The following is a 19,569-nucleotide window of genomic DNA, read 5'->3' as shown; positions in this document are numbered from 1 at the left end:
AGTACGTGACGCAACCATTTTCGCTACTGCTTCGGAGTTCGTTAATAGCTATGCACACGGCTTGGACAGCGAGTGGCGGGTGTTTGACGAAATACTTAGAGCTGCTCAGGACTCCCTGACCGGGATTGCACGTGACATTTCTGAGCGGCCTGGCCTTGTGTGGTGGACGGATTCTGTCTCAGTCCATCACCAGTTCGCGTATCTTAGGGACGGTTTTCCAGGGGCGCACACGCCAGAGGAGGCTATGGAATTTGCGGCGGGTGCTGATCTTGACGGGTCGACGTGGTGGGTGTCTCCGGCTGGTGCCTTGGTTAGCAGCAGTGGACCAATGTTTGGTGCTCCTTGCGTTATCGCCGCAGCGCCGGACGATCACTGGATGAAGGGCGAGCAGGACTCGTTGTGGTCTGTTAAGGTCTCGGAAGGGGCAAGGATCTTCGATGTCCATACACGGGAGGATTGGTCAAGGCTCGTGGCCACGTACCCCCGAATAGGCGAAGGATTCTTGACGTTTGACTGGGGGCCTCCGCCCAATCCTGGGGCGCACTTGCTGCTTCCTGACTGGCGTCGAGTTGCTCAAGATTGGGATGCGGTGCATGTGTCTTTTGGTGGTTACCTTTCGGCATCCTATGAGGCCATTCCCATCGATGAGTCGCATTACGCCGTACTGGCAGGATGGCACCCTGATGCTACGTGTTGGCTGACGGCGCAGGCTCGAGCCACCCAACAAGTTCATTAGTGACCTTCTGGCTGGACCCAAGTAGCGCCGGCCAGAAGGTCTGGGCTATTGACTAGTTCCGCAAGCCAAAGTTGCTTCGTCGTACGCGGAAGCGATATAGGTTCTGCCAGCGTAGGTGACCGTTCCGCGCGTCACCATCCGGAATGTCGTGTTGCGGTCATCGGCGCAGGCCACAGCAGCATTTTTCTGTTCGAGTTTGGATTGACCGTAGTTCACGGCATTGAATGGACCTCCAACTCTTTGCAGGCCCCACCAGACATGTTTGTAGATCGTCGTCGAGTGGTTGATGCTGCTCACCCCCATGGTGCAGGTTGTCTTTGGATGGCCACCCACACCGCCCGAGGTCCTCTTGTAAACAGGTCCTGTATCCAGGGTGCAGCGGCCAGGACCCACCGGCGACGTCACGGAACCCATGGTCAATAGGCCACCGCGGGTGTCGAGCAACTCGTAACTTGCCGATCCGCGGTGTTCATGCGTGACGCTTGCATCCTTATTGCTGATATCGGGGTAAGGAAGGACCTGAGCCGCCTGGGCACCAACAGTTGAACTACCAAAGAGCAGCGCACCAATGCATAGAAGTGTTGCACTGGCACGAATAGAATCTCTCAAACTTGTGAATCGTATATCATCCCCTTTTGGAAATAGTGTCCGCGACGGGACATTAAGCCCAAGGATCTTCAGTTGAGTGTCTGATGGGATGAAATTGAGTGGCTGATTCACGAAATTGGGTGGGAAATGGAAAGTATCCCAGGGATGAGCCCGTGGGCTGAGGGCAGGCCTGTTTAGGCACCCCGCCTCGCCATCGCCTGTATATCCACGTTTCGCTTCTTCCACGTCGAAAGGGCGAGGGACTGAATTTCGGACTCTCTGTCACGACGTTGAGGCGCTGGACCGCCATCGCCGAGCGTCGGGAATCCGGGCTGGGCGGTGACCTGCAGGTTATTGGCATTCCGCAGGCAAGCCTTGCTACCGCTGGCGAGCGCACTGTGGAACGGAACGGACTGGTTCGATGCGCATCAGATCAACGCCGCAGTGAACATTCATGCCGAGGACCCGGTTTCGTCCACCAGTTCCAATGCGACCGGCACAGGGAGCAAACTTCCGGTTACGAAGGAGATCGCGCCAAGGTTCCGCCCAGTGCCTTCAACGGGAAGCCCGGAAGCATCGAGGAAGCGGAAGCCCAGAGCGCTGACTGCCCTTCCGCCGTCAGTGCTGGCGCTCCCGCCGAGCACCAGCACCGTCCGTGCGCGACGCCAACGGAAGTACAAAGTTAAAAGCCTCGCAACCCCCTTATGGGAGGCTTCGCGCTTCTGTCTGAGGTTGGTCTCGCCAGTAGATGGTTCGTTGGTCACTTAGATTTGCCAAATGTTGTACCTATTTCGCAGAATCCAGCACCTAGTCACCTTTTCCCGACCTTAGTCTTCCTGCACGGTTCCCATTTAGCAGCGGAGCCACAGAAGACAATGGGGGATTCATGGAAATGCGTTTCTTGATTGCTCGGAAGGGCTTGGCTGCAACATCGGCCCTGGCCATTGCCATCATGGGCCTAGCGGCGACGTCACCAGCGGCGAATGCGTCGGCCACTCAGGATCAAAACCCTTTGGAGCAAGTACTAGCGTCCAGACCCTTCGAGAGCGCACAGAGCCAATCGTCACCTCAAGCGCTGCCGGAAACCAAAGCGCAAAAGATCGAATTCGGGGATGGCGGTTCGATGAGTATCGTCGCAGCCGGCGGTCTGCGACTAACGGTCCAGCCGGCGTCGAAGCCAAAACGGAAGGCAGTCAAGCAGTCGAAGGGTAATGTCGAGGCCGCAACGGTGACCATGGATAGGGGGCACGCCTACGTTTTTGCCCAGCGCGGTGATGAATCAGGAGCCGGTTTCGTCGTGATCAACAATGAAACTGCACCACGATCCTTCGGCTTTGACCTAACACTTAATGGCCAACCTGCGGAAGTCGTCGTTGCAAGCGACGGATCGGCTGTGGTCATGGACGGCAGCGGGCAGGTCGTCAACCATATTGCTGCCCCTTGGGCGCGTGATGCCGCCGGACAGCCGGTTCCTACCAAATACACATCCTCAGGGAACCGCCTCATCCAGCACATTGATGTCGGACCGGCGACCGTGTTTCCCGTGGTTGCCGATCCTCAATTTAGCTGGGTTGGGATATTCCCTGTCGTGGAATTCAATAAGGCCGAGACTGCACATTCACGGGTAGCATCCGGCGTTCTCTATGTGTGCGGATACCTGGCTTCTGGATCGCCGGTTGGCTTGAGTGCCTGCGCAGCGTCTGCTGTGCAAATCGCGATTCAAGCGACAATTGCTCACGGCAGAGGCGAATGCATTCGGCTCGCGCCCGCTCCGATCGGCGCTATGGCCTTCCGCTACACCGGTGGCTATTGCCGGTGACTGCGACCATCAGAGAGGAGTGGCATGCTCTATTACCTAGATGAGCTGATCACGGCAACGAATGCGACCCAGCGCCGACGCTGGTTCAACATCGCCAGTGCATTGCTCGTAGTCGTCATAATTGGTGCACTCGCCAGAGCGGGTGTGTCGAGCTGGGTTATCGGCGCGGCACTTTGCGTAGATCTCGTCGTACATGTGATTTTCGTCGTTCACTGGGCCCGCAAAGACGCTTTGGCAGCGTACAAGCAAAGCGAACGCGAACCCTAATTGTCCCTATCGCCCAAGCGGCAGTTGCTGACTCGCCGGCAACTGCCGGCTTGGTTCCGGCCACGAAGGAAGGTCCCGGTCGTGATCTATACACCACCTATCCGCACTACGATCGCAGCGCTTGTGCTCGCGTGTATCGCCAGCAGCATCGTCGTTGGGCTCCTTCACGAACCGAGGAATCCGCTCATTGCCTGGACATCTTTGGCCGTTGGAGCAATAGCAGTGTTGGTAGTGCTCGCCGCAAAGCGGAATCCGAAACGTGACGCAGTGCTGTTCCTGGCCTGCGGGTTTAGTAGCGGCGTGTTCATGGGTGCCTCGACCGTTGGGTTCCCCGGCTCGCTTCCGACATGGCTGTGGATGATCGGCACGCTATGCATTGGAACGTTGGCGATCATAGTGGACGCGGAGTCGTCTCAAAGCAAATCCGTCAATCGTCTTTAGGCGTCGGAAATGGGGAGTCTCAGAGCGGCTTACAAATTCACGGGGGTACGCCTGCTGGCAGTCACGGGATGGCCGGTATCCATTCGCACACTCATGGTCCTAGGCGTGAGCACCGGCGCCGCGTTGGTCTTCGCAGTTCTAGGTGGATCGCTACTGGTCATGCGGCTGCTGCGTACAGCGCTGTCCTTAGCCGGCGCCGAGGGAGCCTCCACGAGCGGCGGGGCCCGGACGACAATCGTCCTGTTGGCGTTCGCCGCCTGCCTCTATATCTCGGTTGGCGCTCTCGCTCGCGAAGCACTCAGCGGCCGGAGATTTGCCGTTCGGTTCAATCCAAACGGGGAGCTCTACCGGGCGACGGATGTTGCGATGCACCACGTGTTCCTGGCCGAGGCAGGTCCGCAGGCTGTCCTCTTGTTTGGTTTGTCAGGCGCCGTCTGTACGGCGGCCTGGATTGTTGTGCACGAGGAGGGTGGAGGCGGCGGGCCGCTGGCTCTGGCCCTCTTGGTTGCTCCTTTCGCCTTAGCCGCGGCCTGGCTTGCCTTGAGTTCCAGGCTAGCCGCAACTGACCCGCGCACATCGAGTCGGGCCGCGGGGTCCGCCGTCTTCGTTGGAGCCTGTCTCCTTGCCGCGCTTCTTGGAGTCTTGCTTGCCCGAGGGTTGCTTGCGCTGAAGCGAGCAGCACCCGGGGTTGACCTACGGGCCAATGCAACCGGCGCTGAGGGGTACTGGATCGCGACGGCGGTGGGAATCGCCGTCGTCGTGTTCTCCTTCCTCACAATCCGGAACGTTGGATCGATTAGGAGGCATTCGTTCCCGGTGACAGCACGGGTGCCCAGGCGCGTCAAAGAGTCCTCGTCGAAGACGGCAACGCCAGTCCCCATGCTCTGGAGAGCCCTGATGGTGAACCTTGTCAGGGATAAGTCATTTGCTCTGTTCCGTGGAATAGGGATCTGCCTCCTTCTGTCTGCTGCCACCGCCATCGGCGTCCGTTTGGGCGGCGTCGGGCCGGATTTCCTTCGGGAGGTCCCCGGAATTCAGAACGCGGGAGCCTGCATAGTTTTCATGGTGAGCGTTGTCGGGTCCGAACTCTTGTCCAAGGCAAACAATCCGGTCGGCCTTCTCCCCCAACTGAGGTATGGATGGGAATCCGGATTCGGCGTCCGATCCCTTGTGTGGGCCGTGATAATGACTCAGTCACTGCTGCTGGTGCTGCTTGGGGCACCGCCAATTGCAGGTATTGTCTGGGCTGCAACTGGCGTCCTGCCGCTTGCGGCGCTCTTGATTCCGTGGGCAATTGCAACCGGGAACATCATTGGAAACGCCTACAGCAAGGTCAAAGTCAGACAGGCCGACGGCTCCATGGAAATGTCCCTGGCGGCAGCGTTCATTTCCCTGATGCTTGCCGTCCCTGTACCCGGACTCTGTCTCCTCGCCGGCGTCCCCGCAGCCATTGCCGCCGTCGTCTATACAGCTCTTCTAACTGGAGGTGCGAAGATTTGCCTGCAACGCAGAATTCTTTCCCAACGATAATCTTTGACCGCGTGATTGCGGGCTATACGGCCGAGCGCCCTGTGTACGAAAACGTCTCCTTCACATTCACTGGGCCTGCCTTGATCCACTTACACGGCAAGAACGGATCCGGAAAATCGACCTTCGTCGAACTGGCCAGCGGCTATCTGTCTCCGTGGTTCGGAACAGTCCTGGTCAACGGCACGAGCGCCAATGACCCTGAAGGCAGGAACCGGCGGAGGGTTTGCCGATCTGAAGCAGCACTGTTCGCCCAGATGACTGCTCGGGATCACCTCGTCTTCGCCTGTATTGCCCGAGATATGGATCCTGGCCTCGAGATACTGCGGGCGATCCAACTGGGGATTGAACCGTGGCTCGACGAGAACGCAGGGAACCTGTCCACAGGAAATGCGCGCAAGCTCTGGTACATCATGAATACCGTCGGCCAGTTCGATTGCGTGGTCCTGGACGAACCGTTCAACGGGACTGATGCGGAAGGAGTGGCCTACATGGTTGAGGAGATCAGACGCTGGGCTGAATCCAAGCTGGTGGTCATCGTGACGCATTCACTTCAGGACCTGCTCCCGGAAGCGGTCACAGTCCGGCTGGAAGATCTCAAGTCCCAGGCAGTTAGCGGCATGCGAGGCGGAAGCCTTGACGCGGCCGCCGACAGGGGTGCTGCCGCAAGGAGGGCGGCAGCACCGCCGTCGTAATTTCCCATTGACTTCAGGGGCCCGAGGGATACCTTTAGAGATACACCAGCAGGGTCTGCTGGCTGAGTATGCGTCGGGGCTAGAAAGCGCATGCGAATACTAGGTCTCCGCAACTTCACCGCACATCGGTATCCGAACCCATCGCCTGGTTCGCCGCCAGGCCTCACCATCTGATCTCTAGGCAGTGTCCTCATGACCGCAAATTTCATCAGAGCTTTGGCAGTAAAGTCCTTTGATATTCCAGACAGGAAGCGGTGCCCGGACAAGGCGGAGTTCGACCTTGTCACCGTTGATGACTACTCCGTGGCCCGGCTGATCCTAGCGCCAGGCTGGCGCTGGTCCGAGTCCGCCAAGCCCGCGGAGATGACTGAATTCTGCGAGCACAACCACCTCGGCTACTGCGTCTCCGGCTCGCTCCAGATTGAAACGGCCGACGGCGTGCGCTCCACAATCCATGCGAACGACACCTATGCGCTCCCGCCCGGGCACGATGAGTGGGTGGTGGGCGATGAGCCGTTCGTTGCCATCGAATTCCTGGGCGCCGCGTCCTTCGGGCGGCCCCGCAGCCACGGGATGCACGCGCTGATCTAAGGCTGCTCCCTAATCCAGGCACCGGGACCTGCAGCATGCCTGCGGGGCGGTTGCGCTGCCAGCGCCATCACACTTAGGCTCATAGGTGCACATACGTGCACCTATGCACAGAAGGTGACGATGCTCTCGGTCCTCAGCAACGCAACCTACCGGCGGCTCTTTCTAGCCCAGGTCGTGGCCCTTGTGGGCACTGGCCTGTTGACGGTGGCGCTCGGCCTGCTCGCGTTTGACCTTGCGGGCAGCAATGCGGGGGCCGTAATGGGCACCGCCCTGTTGATCAAGATGCTGGCCTACGTGGGGCTTGCCCCGGTGATCAACGCCATGGTGGCGCGGGTGCCCAAGAAGCCTGTGTTGGTCTGCGCGGACCTGGTCCGGGCGGCGATGGCCCTGTGCTTGCCTTTTATCACCGAGGCCTGGCAGATTTACGTGGTTATTTTCCTGCTGCAGTCCGCCTCGGCGGCCTTCACCCCGGCCTTCCAGTCGCTGATTCCGAGCGTGCTGACGGATGAGCGGGACTACACCCGCGCGCTCTCCCTGTCCCGGCTGGCATATGACATGGAAGCCCTGGTCAGTCCTGCCGCGGCCGCGTTGCTGCTGACCCTTGTCAGTTACAACAACCTCTTTCTGGGCACCGTGGCCGGGTTCCTGTTCTCCGCCGCAATGGTGATGATCACCGCCCTGCCCCGGACCGACGTTGTCAATGGGCTCACTATGTCCGTGTGGCACCGGACAACCCTGGGCACCAGGCTGTTTTGGGCCAATCGGCGCCTGCGCTCGCTGCTGGCGCTGAACGTGGTGGTTGCAGCACCAACGGCCCTGGTCCTGGTCAATACCGTGGTCTACGTCCGCGATATGCTGCACCGGCCCGACACGGACCTGGCCTTGGCCCTGGCCTGTTTCGGCATCGGCTCCATGGTGGTGGCACTGTCCGCGCCACGCCTGCTGGAGCGGGCGGGGGACCGGCGTGTCATGCTGACCGGTGCAGCCGTCATTCCTATCGCGCTGGCAGGCGCCACCGTGGCCATCTTCCGGGCGTCTCCCGAAGCGGGATGGTGGTGGCTGTTGGGGCTCTGGTTCCTGCTGGGCGCGGGGAACTCCGCCATCCTCACGCCGTCGTCCCGACTGCTTCGCGAGGCGTCGACCGAGGAGACCCGCCCCTACGTCTTCACGGCGCAGTTCTCCCTCTCGCACGCCTGTTACATCGTCGCCTACCCCCTGTCCGGGTGGGTTGGGGCGGCCGCCGGGCTGGGCTGGGCTGCATTCGCACTGACAATCCTTGCGATACTAGGCAGTGCAGGAGCTTTCCTGTCCTGGCCCCGCCACAGCCTTTACGGGAGAGGCCAGCCCGAGACCGAGGAGCAATCCGTTGAGCAGTCAGCCAAGCAGCGCGCTTCGGGCGCCCGCTGAGGAACCCTCGTTTGTCCACGCGGTCGCGCCCGGGACGGACCTGCTGGAAACTGCCGCAGGGACACTGAGGATGCTCGCCGAACCCACCAGGCTGCACCTGCTCTGGCAACTTGCCCAAGGACCGAAGACAGTCACCGAACTGACAGCGGAGGTAAACGCGCCCCGCACCGTAGTCAGCCAGCACTTGGCCAAACTCCGCCTCAGCGGGCTGGTGGACACGCGTAAGGACGGCCGGCACGTCATCTACTCCCTCCACGACGGGCACCTGATCCGGCTCATCCAGGAAACCATCAACCATGCAGACCATCGGGTCACCGGCGAACCCGTCCATGAATAGCGGGTCCTAACAGCTGACGGCGGCGGTCTCCTTGCCCACAATCCAGGCCAGCCGGGCCACCACTTCGGCCGGCGGGCAGTCCGCGTCGAGCTGGACGAAGCCCGGATATTCGGGCATGGAACGGTAGGCGGCACGTAAGCCTTCCAGATCCTTCAGGGTCTCCGCATCGGTGCCTCGTGCCACGATGCGCTGGTGCGCCAACGCCGGCTCCACGTCCAGGTACACCACTGCATCGGGTGCGGGCAGAACGGACAGGAGCCACGGGAGCAGCCGGCCCCGGGGCAAACCCTTGGCAGTACGCAGGGCCAGTTGGCAGTGGAGGTGGCGATCCATGATCACCAGGCCATCGAACCGGCTTGCCTTGGCGTGGGAGATCAAAACGTTGACCAATCGAAGGGTGGTTTCCGCGGCGTCGGCAAGGCGGTGCGGCCACTGGATGCCCAGCCGCTGAGCCAGTAAGGACATGCTTCGCCGGCCGGCGTGGTTGCTGAGCAGCAGGGCATTCCTGCCCTCGGCCTGGATCGCGGACACCAAGGCGCGGGCGGCCGTGGATTTTCCCGAGCCGTCGATTCCGGTTAAGACAATAAGCACGTGGCCTCCTTTCGCCAATGGTTTAACGGTAGGGACGGCGTGATCATCCCGCCCTGCGGCGGAGGTCACAATAAGCTGAAACCCGACGCTTGCCTGCAGGGGCATGCCAGTGACAACAGGAGTGTGCCTCCAGATGCCCATTGTTCAGCTTGCCGCCATCGCCGCGTGCGTCATTTTGGCTGCCCTGGCCATCTTCCAGGCGGCCCTTATTGCAGGAGCGCCGCTGGGGAGGTTTGCCTGGGGCGGCCAGCACAACGTGCTCCCCACCAAGCTCCGGATCGGCAGCGCCACCTCCATTGTCCTGTACGTCCTTATCGCCTATGTGGCTCTGGCCAAGGCCGGCTTGGCCGCACCGCTGGTCAGCGAAGCCTTCACGGATGTCACCTGCTGGGTCCTGACAGGCTACTTCGCACTGGGCATCGTTCTGAACGGAATCTCCCGCAGCAAACCGGAGCGCCTGGTCATGACACCAACCGTCGTGGCCCTCACGGCCCTTTACTTGATCCTGTCCCTGAACTGAGCAAACGGCCAACTTTTCCATTTTGCGGTTAAACATTTCCGTACTACGGATTTATCCTGCGCGAAACACTGTATCCCTAGCGTTGCGAATGACCGAAGCGGCCTCCCGCCGCTCCTACGTTGATAGGCGACGCCATGATTCCTCCCTCCGCCCCTGCGGCCTCAGCATCCGGCGCTCCGGCGCCTGCAGTTCCGGCCCGGACGAAGAAGCCGTTCTACACTTCCCTCTTTTTCCAGATCCTCATCGCCGTATGCCTGGGAATCGGTATAGGACACTTCTGGCCTGACATAGGGTCAGGCCTGCGTCCGCTGGGCGACGGCTTCATTCAGCTCATCAAAATGATCATCGCCCCCTTGATTTTCCTGGTGATTGTCACCGGCATCTCGGCGGTGGGCGACGTCAAAGCAGTGGGCAGGGTGGGGGTGAAGGCCCTGGTCTACTTCACGGCAGCAACCCTGTTCGCCTTGGTGTTTGGCCTGGTGGTCGGCAACATCGTCCAGCCGGGCGCAGGACTCAACATCGACCCCAGTGCGCTGTCCCAGGATGCCCTTAACGCCAAGACAGGCACCGCGCCGCCCAAGGACGCCGGCCAGTTCCTCCTCGGCGTCATCCCCACCAGCGTCGTGGGAGCCTTCGCCAACAACAGCCTGCTGCAGGTGCTTTGCTTCTCGGTCTTCTTCGGAGCCGCAATCGTGGTGGTTGGCCGTGAGCGGTGCATGCCGGTGATCAGCCTGCTGGAGACGGTCCTGGAACTTTTCTTCAAGATCATGGCCTGGGTCATGCGCGTGGCGCCCATCGGTGCGTTCGGGGCCATGGCCTTCATCATCGGCCAGTACGGCCTGGGTTCGCTGAGCACTTACGCGCTCCTGATCGCCGCCTGCTACGGCGCCGCCATCGTCTTCATTGGACTCCTGTTCGTGGTGGCGTGGGTGTATCCGCGCGTCCCACTCTGGCAGTTCATCAAGTATTCCCGTGAGGAGTTCCTGCTGGCGCTCGGCACCGCCTCCACGGAATCGGTGCTGCCCCGCATCATGACCAAGCTGACCAACGCCGGCTGCTCCCGCGCCACCACGGGCCTGGTGGTTCCCACGGGCTACTCCTTCAACCTCGACGGCGCCGCCCTCTACTTGTCCATCTCCCTGCTTTTCCTTGCCCAGGCCTTCGGGCACAACCTGGACCTTGGCCAGCAGTTGGCCGCACTGGGCATCCTGATGCTCACCTCCAAAGGCATGGCCGGCGTCCCCGGTTCCGCGTTCCTGGCGCTCTCCGCCACCGCCGGTGCCTTGGGAATCTTCCCGGTGGCCGGCGTTGCGCTGCTGCTCGGCGCCGACCGGCTCATGGATTCCATGCGTGTTTCCGTAAACCTCCTGGGCAACTGCGTGGCCACGTTCGTGGTGGCCAAATGGGAGGGCCAGTTCGACCGCGAAGCCATGCTCCGCGCCTTCCGTGGCGAGTTGCCTGATGGGGAGCCTGCCGAAAGTCCAGCACGGGAAAGCACGACGGCGGACGTTCCGACGGCGGGCATGGAACCTGACAGCGAAGCGCCGGCCCTTCCCACCACGGCCGCCGGGGTCCGCTAGGAGCCTGCGTTCAACGGACGCTGTTCAACGGGCCGTGTTCAGCGGGCGCGCGGAGGAAGAACCCGACGGTTGCCGCTGTTGCGAGGCAGAGGCCGGCGTTGATTCCGATTGCCGGCAGCACCGCAGCCAGCACCTGCTCCGGTCCGGCGTCACCGGACTGGAGCAGGGTCGCCGCGATGATGCTGCTCATGACGGGAATTCCCATGGTGATTCCGATTTGCTGGCTCATGGTGGTCAGTCCGGTAGCGAGGCCCTGTTCGGTGTTGGGGAGCCCCGTGGTGGCAGTGACCATGAATCCGACAATCGCTGCGAGGTTCGCGACGCCGCCGACGAACGTTGCGATCAGCACGATGGTCAGGGAGGCCTGGTCTGTGTTGAGGAAGAGCAGCGATCCAGTGGCGGCGGCCTGCACTGTGAGGCCGCTGATGATGGTCTTCTTGGTGCCGAGTTTGCCGATCAGGCGAGGGGCGATGATCCCGCCTCCCACGGTGCCGGCGCCGAGGACGGCGAAGGCGAGTCCAGCCCCGAGCGGCGTGTAGCCAAGGACCTGCTGGAGGTAGAGGGTCAGCACGAACACGAGGGACGTTTCGGTGGCAAAGGCCAGGATCCCGGCGATGTTGCCCCAGGCAATGTTGTTCCGCCCAAGGATGGTCACAGGCACGAGCGCGTGGGCCGTGTTCTTCTCGATAAGGAAGAACACGACGAAAAGGAGCAGGCCCGCTGCCAGCGGCGCCCAGGCGAGCGGTTCGGCCCAGCCCTTTTCACCGGCAGTGGTCAGCCCGAAGACCAGCAAAAGCAGGGCGAGAGTGACCGTGAAAGCGCCCGGGACATCGAGCCTGGTGTTGTTCCCGCGGGAGGACTCGGTGAGGAACTTCGGAGCGAGGACCAGAACGAAGATGGCGATGGGAATGTTGATGAAGAACGCCCAGCGCCAGGACAACAGATCGGTCAGGAGCCCGCCCAGGACGGCACCGGCGGTGAACCCCGCGGCCATCAGCGAGCCGTTCAGGCCGAGTGCTTTGTCCCGCAGCGGACCCTCCGGAAAGGAGGTGGTGAGCAGCGACAACGCAGCCGGGGTTACCGCGGCGGTGGCCAGGCCCTGGGCGGCGCGGGCGGCGAGCAGCAGCCCGGGGTCGGTGGCGAGCCCACCTGCCAGTGAACCGATCCCGAGCAGCGCCATGCCGGTGATGAACAGCCGTTTGCGGCCAAACAGGTCAGCGACCCGGCCGAAGAACAAGGTAAACCCAGCCGCGCACAGGGCGAAGGCCGTCGCTATCCACTGCAGGTGTTCCAGGGAGAACCCCACGTCCGCGCCGATCCGCGGCAGCGCGACGTTCAGGATGGAGAAGTCCACCGCGAGGGTGAAACTTGCCGTCAACAGCAGCACCATGATCAGCCGCTGCCGTCCGGTCATCCGGAGGGAACTTTGCTGAAGTGCCACGGTTGCCGGCTCTGGGGGTGTGGTTTGCGGCAGGGGTGTTCTCTGGTGTGCTGTCATGGCGGAAGGATCCAATCACTAAACTGCAGGGGCGGGTTTTCCTCTCAACCCTGCCGACGCCGGACAGGAACAGCCACGCCGTGTTGTGGGTAGCACTGCCAGTGCTACCCACGTTCGGGAATGTTCGTGAATACTCACAGGTATGAACCAACCGGCAGCCATGGGCAACTTCCTCCGCAAACGACGCGCTGCCCTGACCCCGGCGGACGTCGGGCTGATGGACTACGGCACCCGCCGCGTACCCGGGCTGCGACGGGAGGAAGTGGCTATGCTCGCCGGCATGAGCGTGACCTACTACGCCAGGCTGGAACAGGGCCAGCATCTCAACGCCTCTGACGCCGTCGTCGATTCCCTCGCCCGGGCGCTGGTCCTGACCGAGGTCGAACGAAAACACCTCGCCGACCTCTCCGGTCACAAACGCCGCACACCGAAAGCCTCCCGGAACCGTCCTGACCAGGTCCGGCCAGGAACGAAGCGCCTGGTCGATTCCATGGGGCCGGTTCCGGCTGTTGTGTTGGGCAAACGGACCGAAGTCCTCGCCTGGAACCAGGCCGGACACAGGCTGGTTGCTTCCCATCTGGACTTCTACGCCCCGGGCATACCGTCCGAACGGCCGAACCTGACGCGGATGCTTTGCCTCGACGAGGCCACCCGCAGCCTCTATCCGCAGTGGCGGGCGGAGGCCAGCCGCGCAGTCGCTTCCTTGCGGCTGCTTTCCGGACGGTTCGCTGACGACGCCGGGCTCGCCGCCCTCGTTGGGGAGCTGACCCTCAAGAGCCCGGATTTCGCGACAATGTGGGCCGAACACCCGGTGGAGAACTGCATGTCAGGGCATAAGGCACTGAAACACCCGCAACTCGGCGCCCTGGAGTTGGGATTCGAGGTCCTGACGATGCCGGATGATTCCGGCCACCGCATCCTCACCTACACCGCCGAACCAGGCAGCCAGGCTGCGGCAGCACTCGACAGGCTGCAGCGTCCCTCCCTGACCCTTGCCCGGGAAGGAGGCGAACTTGGCCAGGCCGTCTGAGACAGGCACAAAGGTAAATCGATGCCCAGTCGCCGTCGACACAGGAACCCGGGACGGCGAGGCCCAACGATTGCTCCGGTAACGCCCTTTAGAGGGCTCAAAACGGCGTTATCGGAGCAACCGATGGCTTCGCTAGGCTGGAGTGGCCCACCAGCCCTGCCCAGGAGTCCTTCATGATCACCCGTGCCGACGTGGACCAGGCCGCTGCCCGGATCAAAGGCCTCACCCGACTGACGCCCGTCCTCGAAGCGGACCCTGGCGCCTTCCCGGGCCCGGTCTGGTTCAAATGCGAGTTCATGCAGCACACCGGCACGTTCAAGGCCCGCGGTGCGCTCAACAGGATCCTCGCCAGCAAGGAGCGAGGGGAACTGCACCCGGACGTGGGGGTGGTGGTGGCCTCCGGCGGGAATGCCGGGCTCGCCAACGCGTATGCCGCCGCCCAGCTGGGTGTCCCGGCAACCGTCTTTGTGCCGGAGGCGGCGCCCGCGGTCAAGGTCCGGAAGCTCAAGGCCATCGGCGCCACCGTGATCCAGGGCGGCGCCGAATATGCCGTTGCCTACGAGGCCGCCGTCGCCCATGCCGCACAAACCGGGGCCGTGTACTGCCACGCCTACGACCAGCCCGAGATCGCTGCCGGCGCCGGCACGGTGGGGTCCGAACTGCTGGACCAGCTGGGCAGTGTGGATACCGTGCTGGTGGCAGTGGGCGGCGGCGGGCTGATGGCCGGAATCGCGGCAGCCGTTGAAGGCCGCGCCAAGGTGGTGGCCGTCGAGCCGGAAACCGCCCCCACGCTCCATGCGGCGCTCGCAGCCGGGCATCCCGTGGACGTGGCGGTGTCCGGCGTCGCCGCCGACTCCCTGGGAGCCCGCAGGATCGGCGGGATTGGGTTTGTCGTAGCAGTCAGGACCGGCGTCGAAAGCGTCCTGGTGTCCGACGCCGATATAGTCGCCGCCCGCAGCCGGCTCTGGGATGAGTACCGCCTCGTGGTGGAACACGGTGCGGCGGCAGCATTCGCCGCGCTGCACGCCGGTGCCTATGTGCCCGCCGCGGGGGAGCGCGTTGCGGTGATCCTCTGCGGCGCCAACACCGATCCGGCCACCTTGTAGGCGGACCACCCAGGGTGGCCCGGCGCCGGGCCTAGTGAGGCGGTTCGCGGACGAGCCTAAGCCCGGGCAGCCGCGCCGTCAGGCCACCTGCAGCTCGCTCATTGTCAGCGGACCGGCCAGGACAATCCGCACCGCCTCCGGGCCGGCACCGTCCAACGCACCGCTGGCCAGCACCAGTGCCAGTTCGCCGTCGAACCCGGGATCAACGGTTGCCTCCGCGGAATCCGTCCACGTGCCGCCGCGCCCAGGCAACTGAACGGCCACCCTTCCGGGACCGGAGGCCGTGAGCCGCAGCGCCACGCACTCAGGCGTGTTGCCTTGCCAGCCGCGGTAGACCGCCGTCGTACTTTCCTGCGGTGAGCAAGGCGCGACGGCGGTGCCAGCCAGCGGCGTCTCCGGCACCAGCGCGAGGTTGGAACATTCGTCAAAAAGCTCGGCGCGGATCCAGGCACCGCGCTGGCGCGGACCGCTTCCCTCACCGCTCACGGACAGCTCGACACCCAGAGGCAGGCAGTTGGCCGACGGACCGACCATCAGTTCGTACGTCCCCGGCTCCACCAGCATCCGCCCGGCCGTGACGCTGAACGTGGCCAGCCGCTCCAGTGGCACCGGAATCCGCACGGTCCGGCGCTCGTCGGGTGCCAGCTCGACCCGGCGGTACGCCACCAGGAGTCGCCGCGGGAACTCGAAACGGTGCCCCGGGGAGGCGGCGTAGACCTGCACGAGCTCGTGCGCGGTCCGCGTACCGGTGTTGCGCACCACCACGTCGATACCGCCGTCCGATAGCGAGACCGACAGCCCGTCGCCCGCCAGCGCAGCGGATTCGTAGCTGACTTTGCTATAGCCGAGGCCGTGGCCCAGCGCGTACAGCGGCTCGGCGGTGCTGTACAGGTACGTGCTGTGGGAGGAGATGAGGTCGTAGTCCAGGATGTCTGGCAGGTCCTCGTCACGCTGCCACCAGGTCTGGGCCAGCCGTCCGGCGGGCTCAAAATCGCCGCTGAGGATGTCCGCCAGGCCATTGCCCAGTTCCTGGCCGGCGTGCGAGGTCCACACAACGGCAGGAGTGTCAGCCAGCGGTCCCAGCGCGTACGGGTAGGAGGAGACGATCACCAGGACGGTCCGGGGGTTCGCTTCCCGGACCAGCCGGATGAGTTCCTGCTCGGGCTCTGGCAGTGCCAGCGTGGCCCTGTCGATGGTTTCCCGGCCGCCCAGGTGCGGATCATTCCCTACTACTACGACGGCGACATCGGCCGCGGCGGCAGCCTCCCGGGCGGCCTGTTGGCCGGAGCGGACGGTCCGCAGGGCGAAGCGGTCCGCTGCTTCTTCGGTCCCGGCGGACAGGGCTGCGCTTCCGGTGTGTGCCTCAATCCGGACCCACTTGCCGGTGCCGATGTGCTGGATGGACACCGTCCCGTCCACTCCCGGGTGCAGCCGGAACGTTTCCTGCACCACCCAGCCGCCCACCCTGGCCGCTGACGCGGTCAGGTAGTAGCCGTCGGCGCTTACGAACTTGTCAGTGACGGGGGACTGCAGGGTGCATTCGCCATCGCCCCAGTCCTTGAGCAGGAACGCTTCGTCCGGCCCTGGCGCGGCAGCACCGGCAGTGAGGGAGGTTTTGGGGTTGCCGGCGCCGAGGTAGGTGCCGGTCCGGACGCACCGGAGGGAGACCAGGTCCACGCCCGCCTCCGCCACCACGCCGCCGTACCGCGCGGACAGGCCTTCGAAGATGCTGACCTCATCCTGCAGGGTGCCGCTGTACCAGTCGCTAAGTACCGTGGAACCCAGGGCGCCAATCACGGCAACCTTTCCGGGATTCGGGCCAAGCGGAAGCAGGGGATCCGCCGTGCCGGCAGCGGGTGTGTTCCGGAGCAATACCACCGACTTCCGGGCCGCTTCCCGGGCCAGCGCCACGTGGGCCGGATCACCCACGAGTTCAGGGCCGAGGGAGCCATATGGGCCGCCGTCGGGTTCGAATTCGCCGGTCCGTTCCCGCAGGGTGAGGAGCCGGAGGACGGCGCGATCGATGTCCGCCTCGGTGATCAGCCCGCGGTCCAGGGCTTGGTGCAGGTGCCTGAGGGACGGCTCCGGGTTGTCGCTATCCTCGGTGAAGTTGTCCACCCCGGCGCGGAGGGCGGCCGCGTAGGCGGACGGGCCGTCGTCGAAATACTTCTCCGCGTTGTACAGCGAGGACGGGGCACCTGCGTCGGTGACGATGGCGATGTCCTCGCCGTTCCGCCACATCCGCAGCTCGCCGGCCACCAGGTCCGAGACGTGGGCGGGCCGGCCGTTGACCAGGTTGTACGACAGCATGACGGCCCCGGCCACGCCGTCTTCGATGGGGCTGCGGTAGGCCGGAAGCTCGTATTCGTGCAGCACGCGCGCACGCAGTTGGCTGCTGGAAACGTTCCGGTCCGCCTCGTTGTTGTAGGCCAGGAAATGCTTCAGCGTGGGCACCGTCAGCCAGAAGCGTTCATGGTCGCCTTTCAGCCCAGCACAGTACGCTCCGGCCAGCGATGCGGTGAGCTGAGGATCCTCGGAGAAGCCTTCCTCGTTGCGGCCCCATAGGGGATGCCGCAGCGGGTTCACCACCGGAGCCCACACGTTGGTGCTCACGGTGGCGTCCGTCGCCTTCTTGCCACGGACTTCGCGCCCGACGGCGGTCCCCACCCGGCGGATCAGGTCCTCATCCCAGGTGGCGGCCAGGCCCACAGGCTGCGGAAACACCGTGGCGGCGCCCAGCCACGCCACTCCATGGGCAGCTTCGGCTCCGGTGTGGAACCGGGCCAGGCCCAGGGATTCGACGGCGGGCGCGTGCTGGTGGAGCATGGCGATCTTCTGGTCACGGGAGAGCGAGTCCAGAAGACTTTGCGCCTTGGTGATGGCTGCGGTGGAGGCTGAGGCGGCAGGGGGCACGGTTGGTCCAATCGGCGGTGACTGTTCGGCGGGTTGTTTAAACGCTTCTACAAACGCATCGACATCCAGTGTGGCATCGTGCCCTGTGACACGCAACACGTTTGAGTCTTGCGGGTGAAATTGGGATGCTCTACGCTGATCGTTAATCGAAGCGATTCGACAAAACTTCGAAATCATCGATGCAACATCCACCACAAAGGAGTGCTGATTATGCTTGGTCACCATGCGGATCCGACACGAAGCCGCCGTCCCCAGAAAACAGGTTCCACCCTCCTCGCCGAGGCCGGCTCCACCGGCGTCAACCGCCGTTCCTTCCTGGGCATCCTCAGCGGTGCCGTGTTCCTGGCCGCTGCGCCCGCGGCACTGACGGCGTGCGGAACCGGGGCGGCGGCTCCGCAGGCAACCACTTCCGGCGGCCTCGCCGAAACCGTGGCCAAGCTGGTCCCGTCCTACATCCCGGTGGACCTGGTCAAGCCGGACATCCCGTCGGTCAACGGTTCGACGCCCGGCTTCACGTCCATCCCGAAGTCCTTGGTCAAATCAGTGGCCAGCACGCCCGGCTCCGGCGGGACCTACACCGCCATGGCCCCTGCGTGGTGGGCGGTCCCGCCCGCTTTGCCGGATAACACCTACTACAAGGCCGTCAATGAAAAGCTGGGCGCCACCATCAATTTCCAGGTCAACGACGGCAACGCCTACGCCGACAAGGTCCAGACGGTTCTCGCTTCGCCGAAGGATGTACCGGACTGGATGGTGATCCCCGCCTGGAACATGCCGCCACGCTTCGGCCAGGCCGCCACCAGCATCTTCACCGACCTCTCGCCCTTCCTGGCCGGCGACAAGGTCAAGAAGTACCCCAACCTGGCCAACATCCCCACGGCGGCCTGGAAGATGGGCTGCTTCGAAGGCGGACTGTATGGACTGCCCTACCCGGGCGCCCTGATCTCCGACGCCATCTTCTACCGGGCGGACCTCTTCGAGGAACTCGGCGTCGAACCGCCCACGTCCGCCGACGAATACCGCAGCGTGGCGAAGGAACTCACGGACACTTCCAAGAACCGCTGGGGTTCCGAGGACATCTGGACGGGTGCGCAGATCATGCACGGGGTGGTCCCCAAGTGGAAAAAGGTGGACGGCAAGCTCCAGAACAAGTTCGAAACCGACGAATACCGCGCCGCCCTGGAATGGACCGCCAAGCTGTTCGCCGACGGCTCCGTCCACCCGGACGCAGTTGCCGGCAACTCGCAGCAGGCCAAGCAGCGCTTCGAAGCCGGCGCGTCCCTGATGACCTCGGACGGCATGGGCGGCTGGCACGAGGCTTTGGCGCGCGTCCTTCCGTCCAACCCCGGCTTCAATATGCAGCCCATGGACTACTTCGCCCCGGACGGCGGCAAACCCACCCTGTTCCGGGCCCAGCCCGCGGCGATCTTCAGCTTCATCAAGAAGACGGACCCGGCCAAGATCGAGGAGATCCTGGCGCTGGCCAACTTCATCGCCGCACCGTTCGGCACCGAGGAGAACGTCCTCATCAACAGCGGAGTGGAAGGCGTGCACTACACCCGCGACTCACAGGGTATTCCGCAGGCCACCGCCAAGGGGACCCAGGAAGTGACCAGCACCTACGCCTTCCTGGTCAACGCTCCGATCGTGAACTCCATGGTCCAGTACCCCGGCCTGGTCAAGTCCCAGTCCGAGTGGGAAGCCCGCCAGGCACCGAACGTCCAGGAGGACATCTTCTTCGGTATGCAGATCCAGGAACCGGCCAAGTTCGGCTCCCTCGGCAAGCCGTTCGAGGACCTGGCGAAGGACATCATCCGCGGCCGCAAGGGCATGCCCGACCTGGACAGCGCCATCGCCACCTGGAAGAGCAAGGGCGGCGACGAGCTACGCGACTTCTACGCCGGATTCCTGGCATAGGGGTGG

The 19,569-nt window shown here is 63.6% G+C and carries 18 protein-coding genes and 1 pseudogene; 14 read left to right on the top strand and 5 right to left on the bottom strand.

Going from position 1 to position 19,569, the window contains the following annotated elements:
- Positions 1 to 781 precede the first annotated feature (781 nt).
- Positions 782 to 1,345, bottom strand: coding sequence for a hypothetical protein (locus ACLKOZ_RS20690; RefSeq protein WP_436477932.1), 564 nt, complete (start codon positions 1,343 to 1,345; stop codon positions 782 to 784).
- Between the two features lie 197 nt (positions 1,346 to 1,542).
- Between ACLKOZ_RS20690 and ACLKOZ_RS20685 the strand changes: the two are divergent.
- Positions 1,543 to 1,792, top strand: a pseudogene (locus ACLKOZ_RS20685) (hypothetical protein); the annotation flags it as partial.
- On the opposite strand, the gene ACLKOZ_RS20680 reads toward ACLKOZ_RS20685, so the two are convergent.
- Positions 1,777 to 2,088: a glycerate kinase gene (locus ACLKOZ_RS20680; protein WP_436477930.1), complete on the bottom strand. Its 312-nt coding sequence runs from the start codon at positions 2,086 to 2,088 to the stop codon at positions 1,777 to 1,779. The pseudogene ACLKOZ_RS20685 and the gene ACLKOZ_RS20680 overlap by 16 nt on opposite strands.
- 122 nt (positions 2,089 to 2,210) lie before the next feature.
- On the opposite strand from ACLKOZ_RS20680, the gene ACLKOZ_RS20675 reads away from it, so the two are divergent.
- The 8 genes from ACLKOZ_RS20675 to ACLKOZ_RS20640 all read left to right on the top strand — a co-directional run bounded on the left by ACLKOZ_RS20675 (position 2,211) and on the right by ACLKOZ_RS20640 (position 8,408).
- A complete protein-coding gene (locus ACLKOZ_RS20675; RefSeq protein ID WP_436477928.1) occupies positions 2,211 to 3,143 on the top strand; it encodes a hypothetical protein in 933 nt (310 codons plus the stop codon).
- A gap of 24 nt (positions 3,144 to 3,167) precedes the next feature.
- Positions 3,168 to 3,410 carry a hypothetical protein gene (locus ACLKOZ_RS20670; RefSeq protein WP_436477926.1) on the top strand — a complete coding sequence of 81 codons (243 nt, stop codon included), beginning with the start codon at positions 3,168 to 3,170 and terminating at the stop codon, positions 3,408 to 3,410.
- Positions 3,411 to 3,491: 81 nt separating this feature from the next.
- Positions 3,492 to 3,851 carry a hypothetical protein gene (locus ACLKOZ_RS20665; RefSeq protein WP_436477924.1) on the top strand — a complete coding sequence of 120 codons (360 nt, stop codon included), beginning with the start codon at positions 3,492 to 3,494 and terminating at the stop codon, positions 3,849 to 3,851.
- 105 nt (positions 3,852 to 3,956) lie between these two features.
- Positions 3,957 to 5,381: a hypothetical protein gene (locus tag ACLKOZ_RS20660; RefSeq protein WP_436477922.1), complete on the top strand. Its 1,425-nt coding sequence runs from the start codon at positions 3,957 to 3,959 to the stop codon at positions 5,379 to 5,381.
- Positions 5,382 to 5,392: 11 nt separating this feature from the next.
- The gene (locus tag ACLKOZ_RS20655) at positions 5,393 to 6,073 is read left to right on the top strand and encodes an ABC transporter ATP-binding protein (protein WP_436477920.1); all 681 of its coding nucleotides are present in this window, start codon (positions 5,393 to 5,395) and stop codon (positions 6,071 to 6,073) included.
- Between the two features lie 192 nt (positions 6,074 to 6,265).
- Positions 6,266 to 6,664 (top strand): cupin domain-containing protein, encoded by a 399-nt coding sequence (locus ACLKOZ_RS20650; protein ID WP_337349055.1) that lies wholly within the window; start codon positions 6,266 to 6,268, stop codon positions 6,662 to 6,664.
- Between the two features lie 120 nt (positions 6,665 to 6,784).
- Positions 6,785 to 8,071, top strand: a complete 1,287-nt coding sequence (locus ACLKOZ_RS20645; protein ID WP_436477946.1) for an MFS transporter — start codon at positions 6,785 to 6,787, stop codon at positions 8,069 to 8,071.
- Entirely contained in the window at positions 8,031 to 8,408 is a 378-nt protein-coding gene (locus ACLKOZ_RS20640; protein WP_436477918.1) for an ArsR/SmtB family transcription factor, read from the top strand. Before ACLKOZ_RS20645 ends, ACLKOZ_RS20640 begins: the two co-directional genes overlap by 41 nt.
- Before the next feature lie 6 nt (positions 8,409 to 8,414).
- Here ACLKOZ_RS20640 and ACLKOZ_RS20635 read toward each other — a convergent pair whose 3' ends face one another.
- On the bottom strand, positions 8,415 to 8,999 hold the full coding sequence (locus tag ACLKOZ_RS20635) for a dTMP kinase (protein WP_436477916.1): 585 nt from the start codon (positions 8,997 to 8,999) through the stop codon (positions 8,415 to 8,417).
- A 133-nt stretch (positions 9,000 to 9,132) separates the two neighbouring features.
- On the opposite strand from ACLKOZ_RS20635, the gene ACLKOZ_RS20630 reads away from it, so the two are divergent.
- Both ACLKOZ_RS20630 and ACLKOZ_RS20625 read left to right on the top strand, forming a co-directional pair.
- Entirely contained in the window at positions 9,133 to 9,519 is a 387-nt protein-coding gene (locus tag ACLKOZ_RS20630; RefSeq protein ID WP_436477914.1) for a hypothetical protein, read from the top strand.
- Between the two features lie 134 nt (positions 9,520 to 9,653).
- Positions 9,654 to 11,099 (top strand): cation:dicarboxylate symporter family transporter, encoded by a 1,446-nt coding sequence (locus ACLKOZ_RS20625; protein ID WP_436477912.1) that lies wholly within the window; start codon positions 9,654 to 9,656, stop codon positions 11,097 to 11,099.
- A gap of 10 nt (positions 11,100 to 11,109) precedes the next feature.
- Here the strand turns inward: ACLKOZ_RS20625 and ACLKOZ_RS20620 are convergent, their stop codons facing one another.
- Positions 11,110 to 12,597, bottom strand: coding sequence for an MFS transporter (locus ACLKOZ_RS20620; RefSeq protein WP_436477910.1), 1,488 nt, complete (start codon positions 12,595 to 12,597; stop codon positions 11,110 to 11,112).
- Positions 12,598 to 12,739: 142 nt separating this feature from the next.
- On the opposite strand from ACLKOZ_RS20620, the gene ACLKOZ_RS20615 reads away from it, so the two are divergent.
- A complete protein-coding gene (locus ACLKOZ_RS20615; RefSeq protein ID WP_436477908.1) occupies positions 12,740 to 13,627 on the top strand; it encodes a helix-turn-helix transcriptional regulator in 888 nt (295 codons plus the stop codon).
- Positions 13,628 to 13,800: 173 nt separating this feature from the next.
- Entirely contained in the window at positions 13,801 to 14,733 is a 933-nt protein-coding gene (locus ACLKOZ_RS20610; protein ID WP_436477906.1) for a threonine/serine dehydratase, read from the top strand.
- Between the two features lie 78 nt (positions 14,734 to 14,811).
- On the opposite strand, the gene ACLKOZ_RS20605 is transcribed toward ACLKOZ_RS20610, so the two are convergent.
- A complete protein-coding gene (locus tag ACLKOZ_RS20605; protein ID WP_436477904.1) occupies positions 14,812 to 17,646 on the bottom strand; it encodes a glycoside hydrolase family 3 C-terminal domain-containing protein in 2,835 nt (944 codons plus the stop codon).
- Positions 17,647 to 17,856: 210 nt separating this feature from the next.
- Between ACLKOZ_RS20605 and ACLKOZ_RS20600 the strand changes: the two genes are divergently transcribed.
- Positions 17,857 to 19,563, top strand: coding sequence for an extracellular solute-binding protein (locus ACLKOZ_RS20600; protein WP_436477902.1), 1,707 nt, complete (start codon positions 17,857 to 17,859; stop codon positions 19,561 to 19,563).
- The last annotated feature ends 6 nt before the right edge of the window (positions 19,564 to 19,569 follow it).

It is taken from the genome of Arthrobacter sp. R4 (assembly GCF_051365025.1).
Classification (GTDB): Bacteria; Actinomycetota; Actinomycetes; order Actinomycetales; family Micrococcaceae; genus Arthrobacter.
The sequence above is the reverse complement of the archived record's forward strand: the minus strand, read 5'-3'. Positions and strand labels throughout refer to the sequence as shown.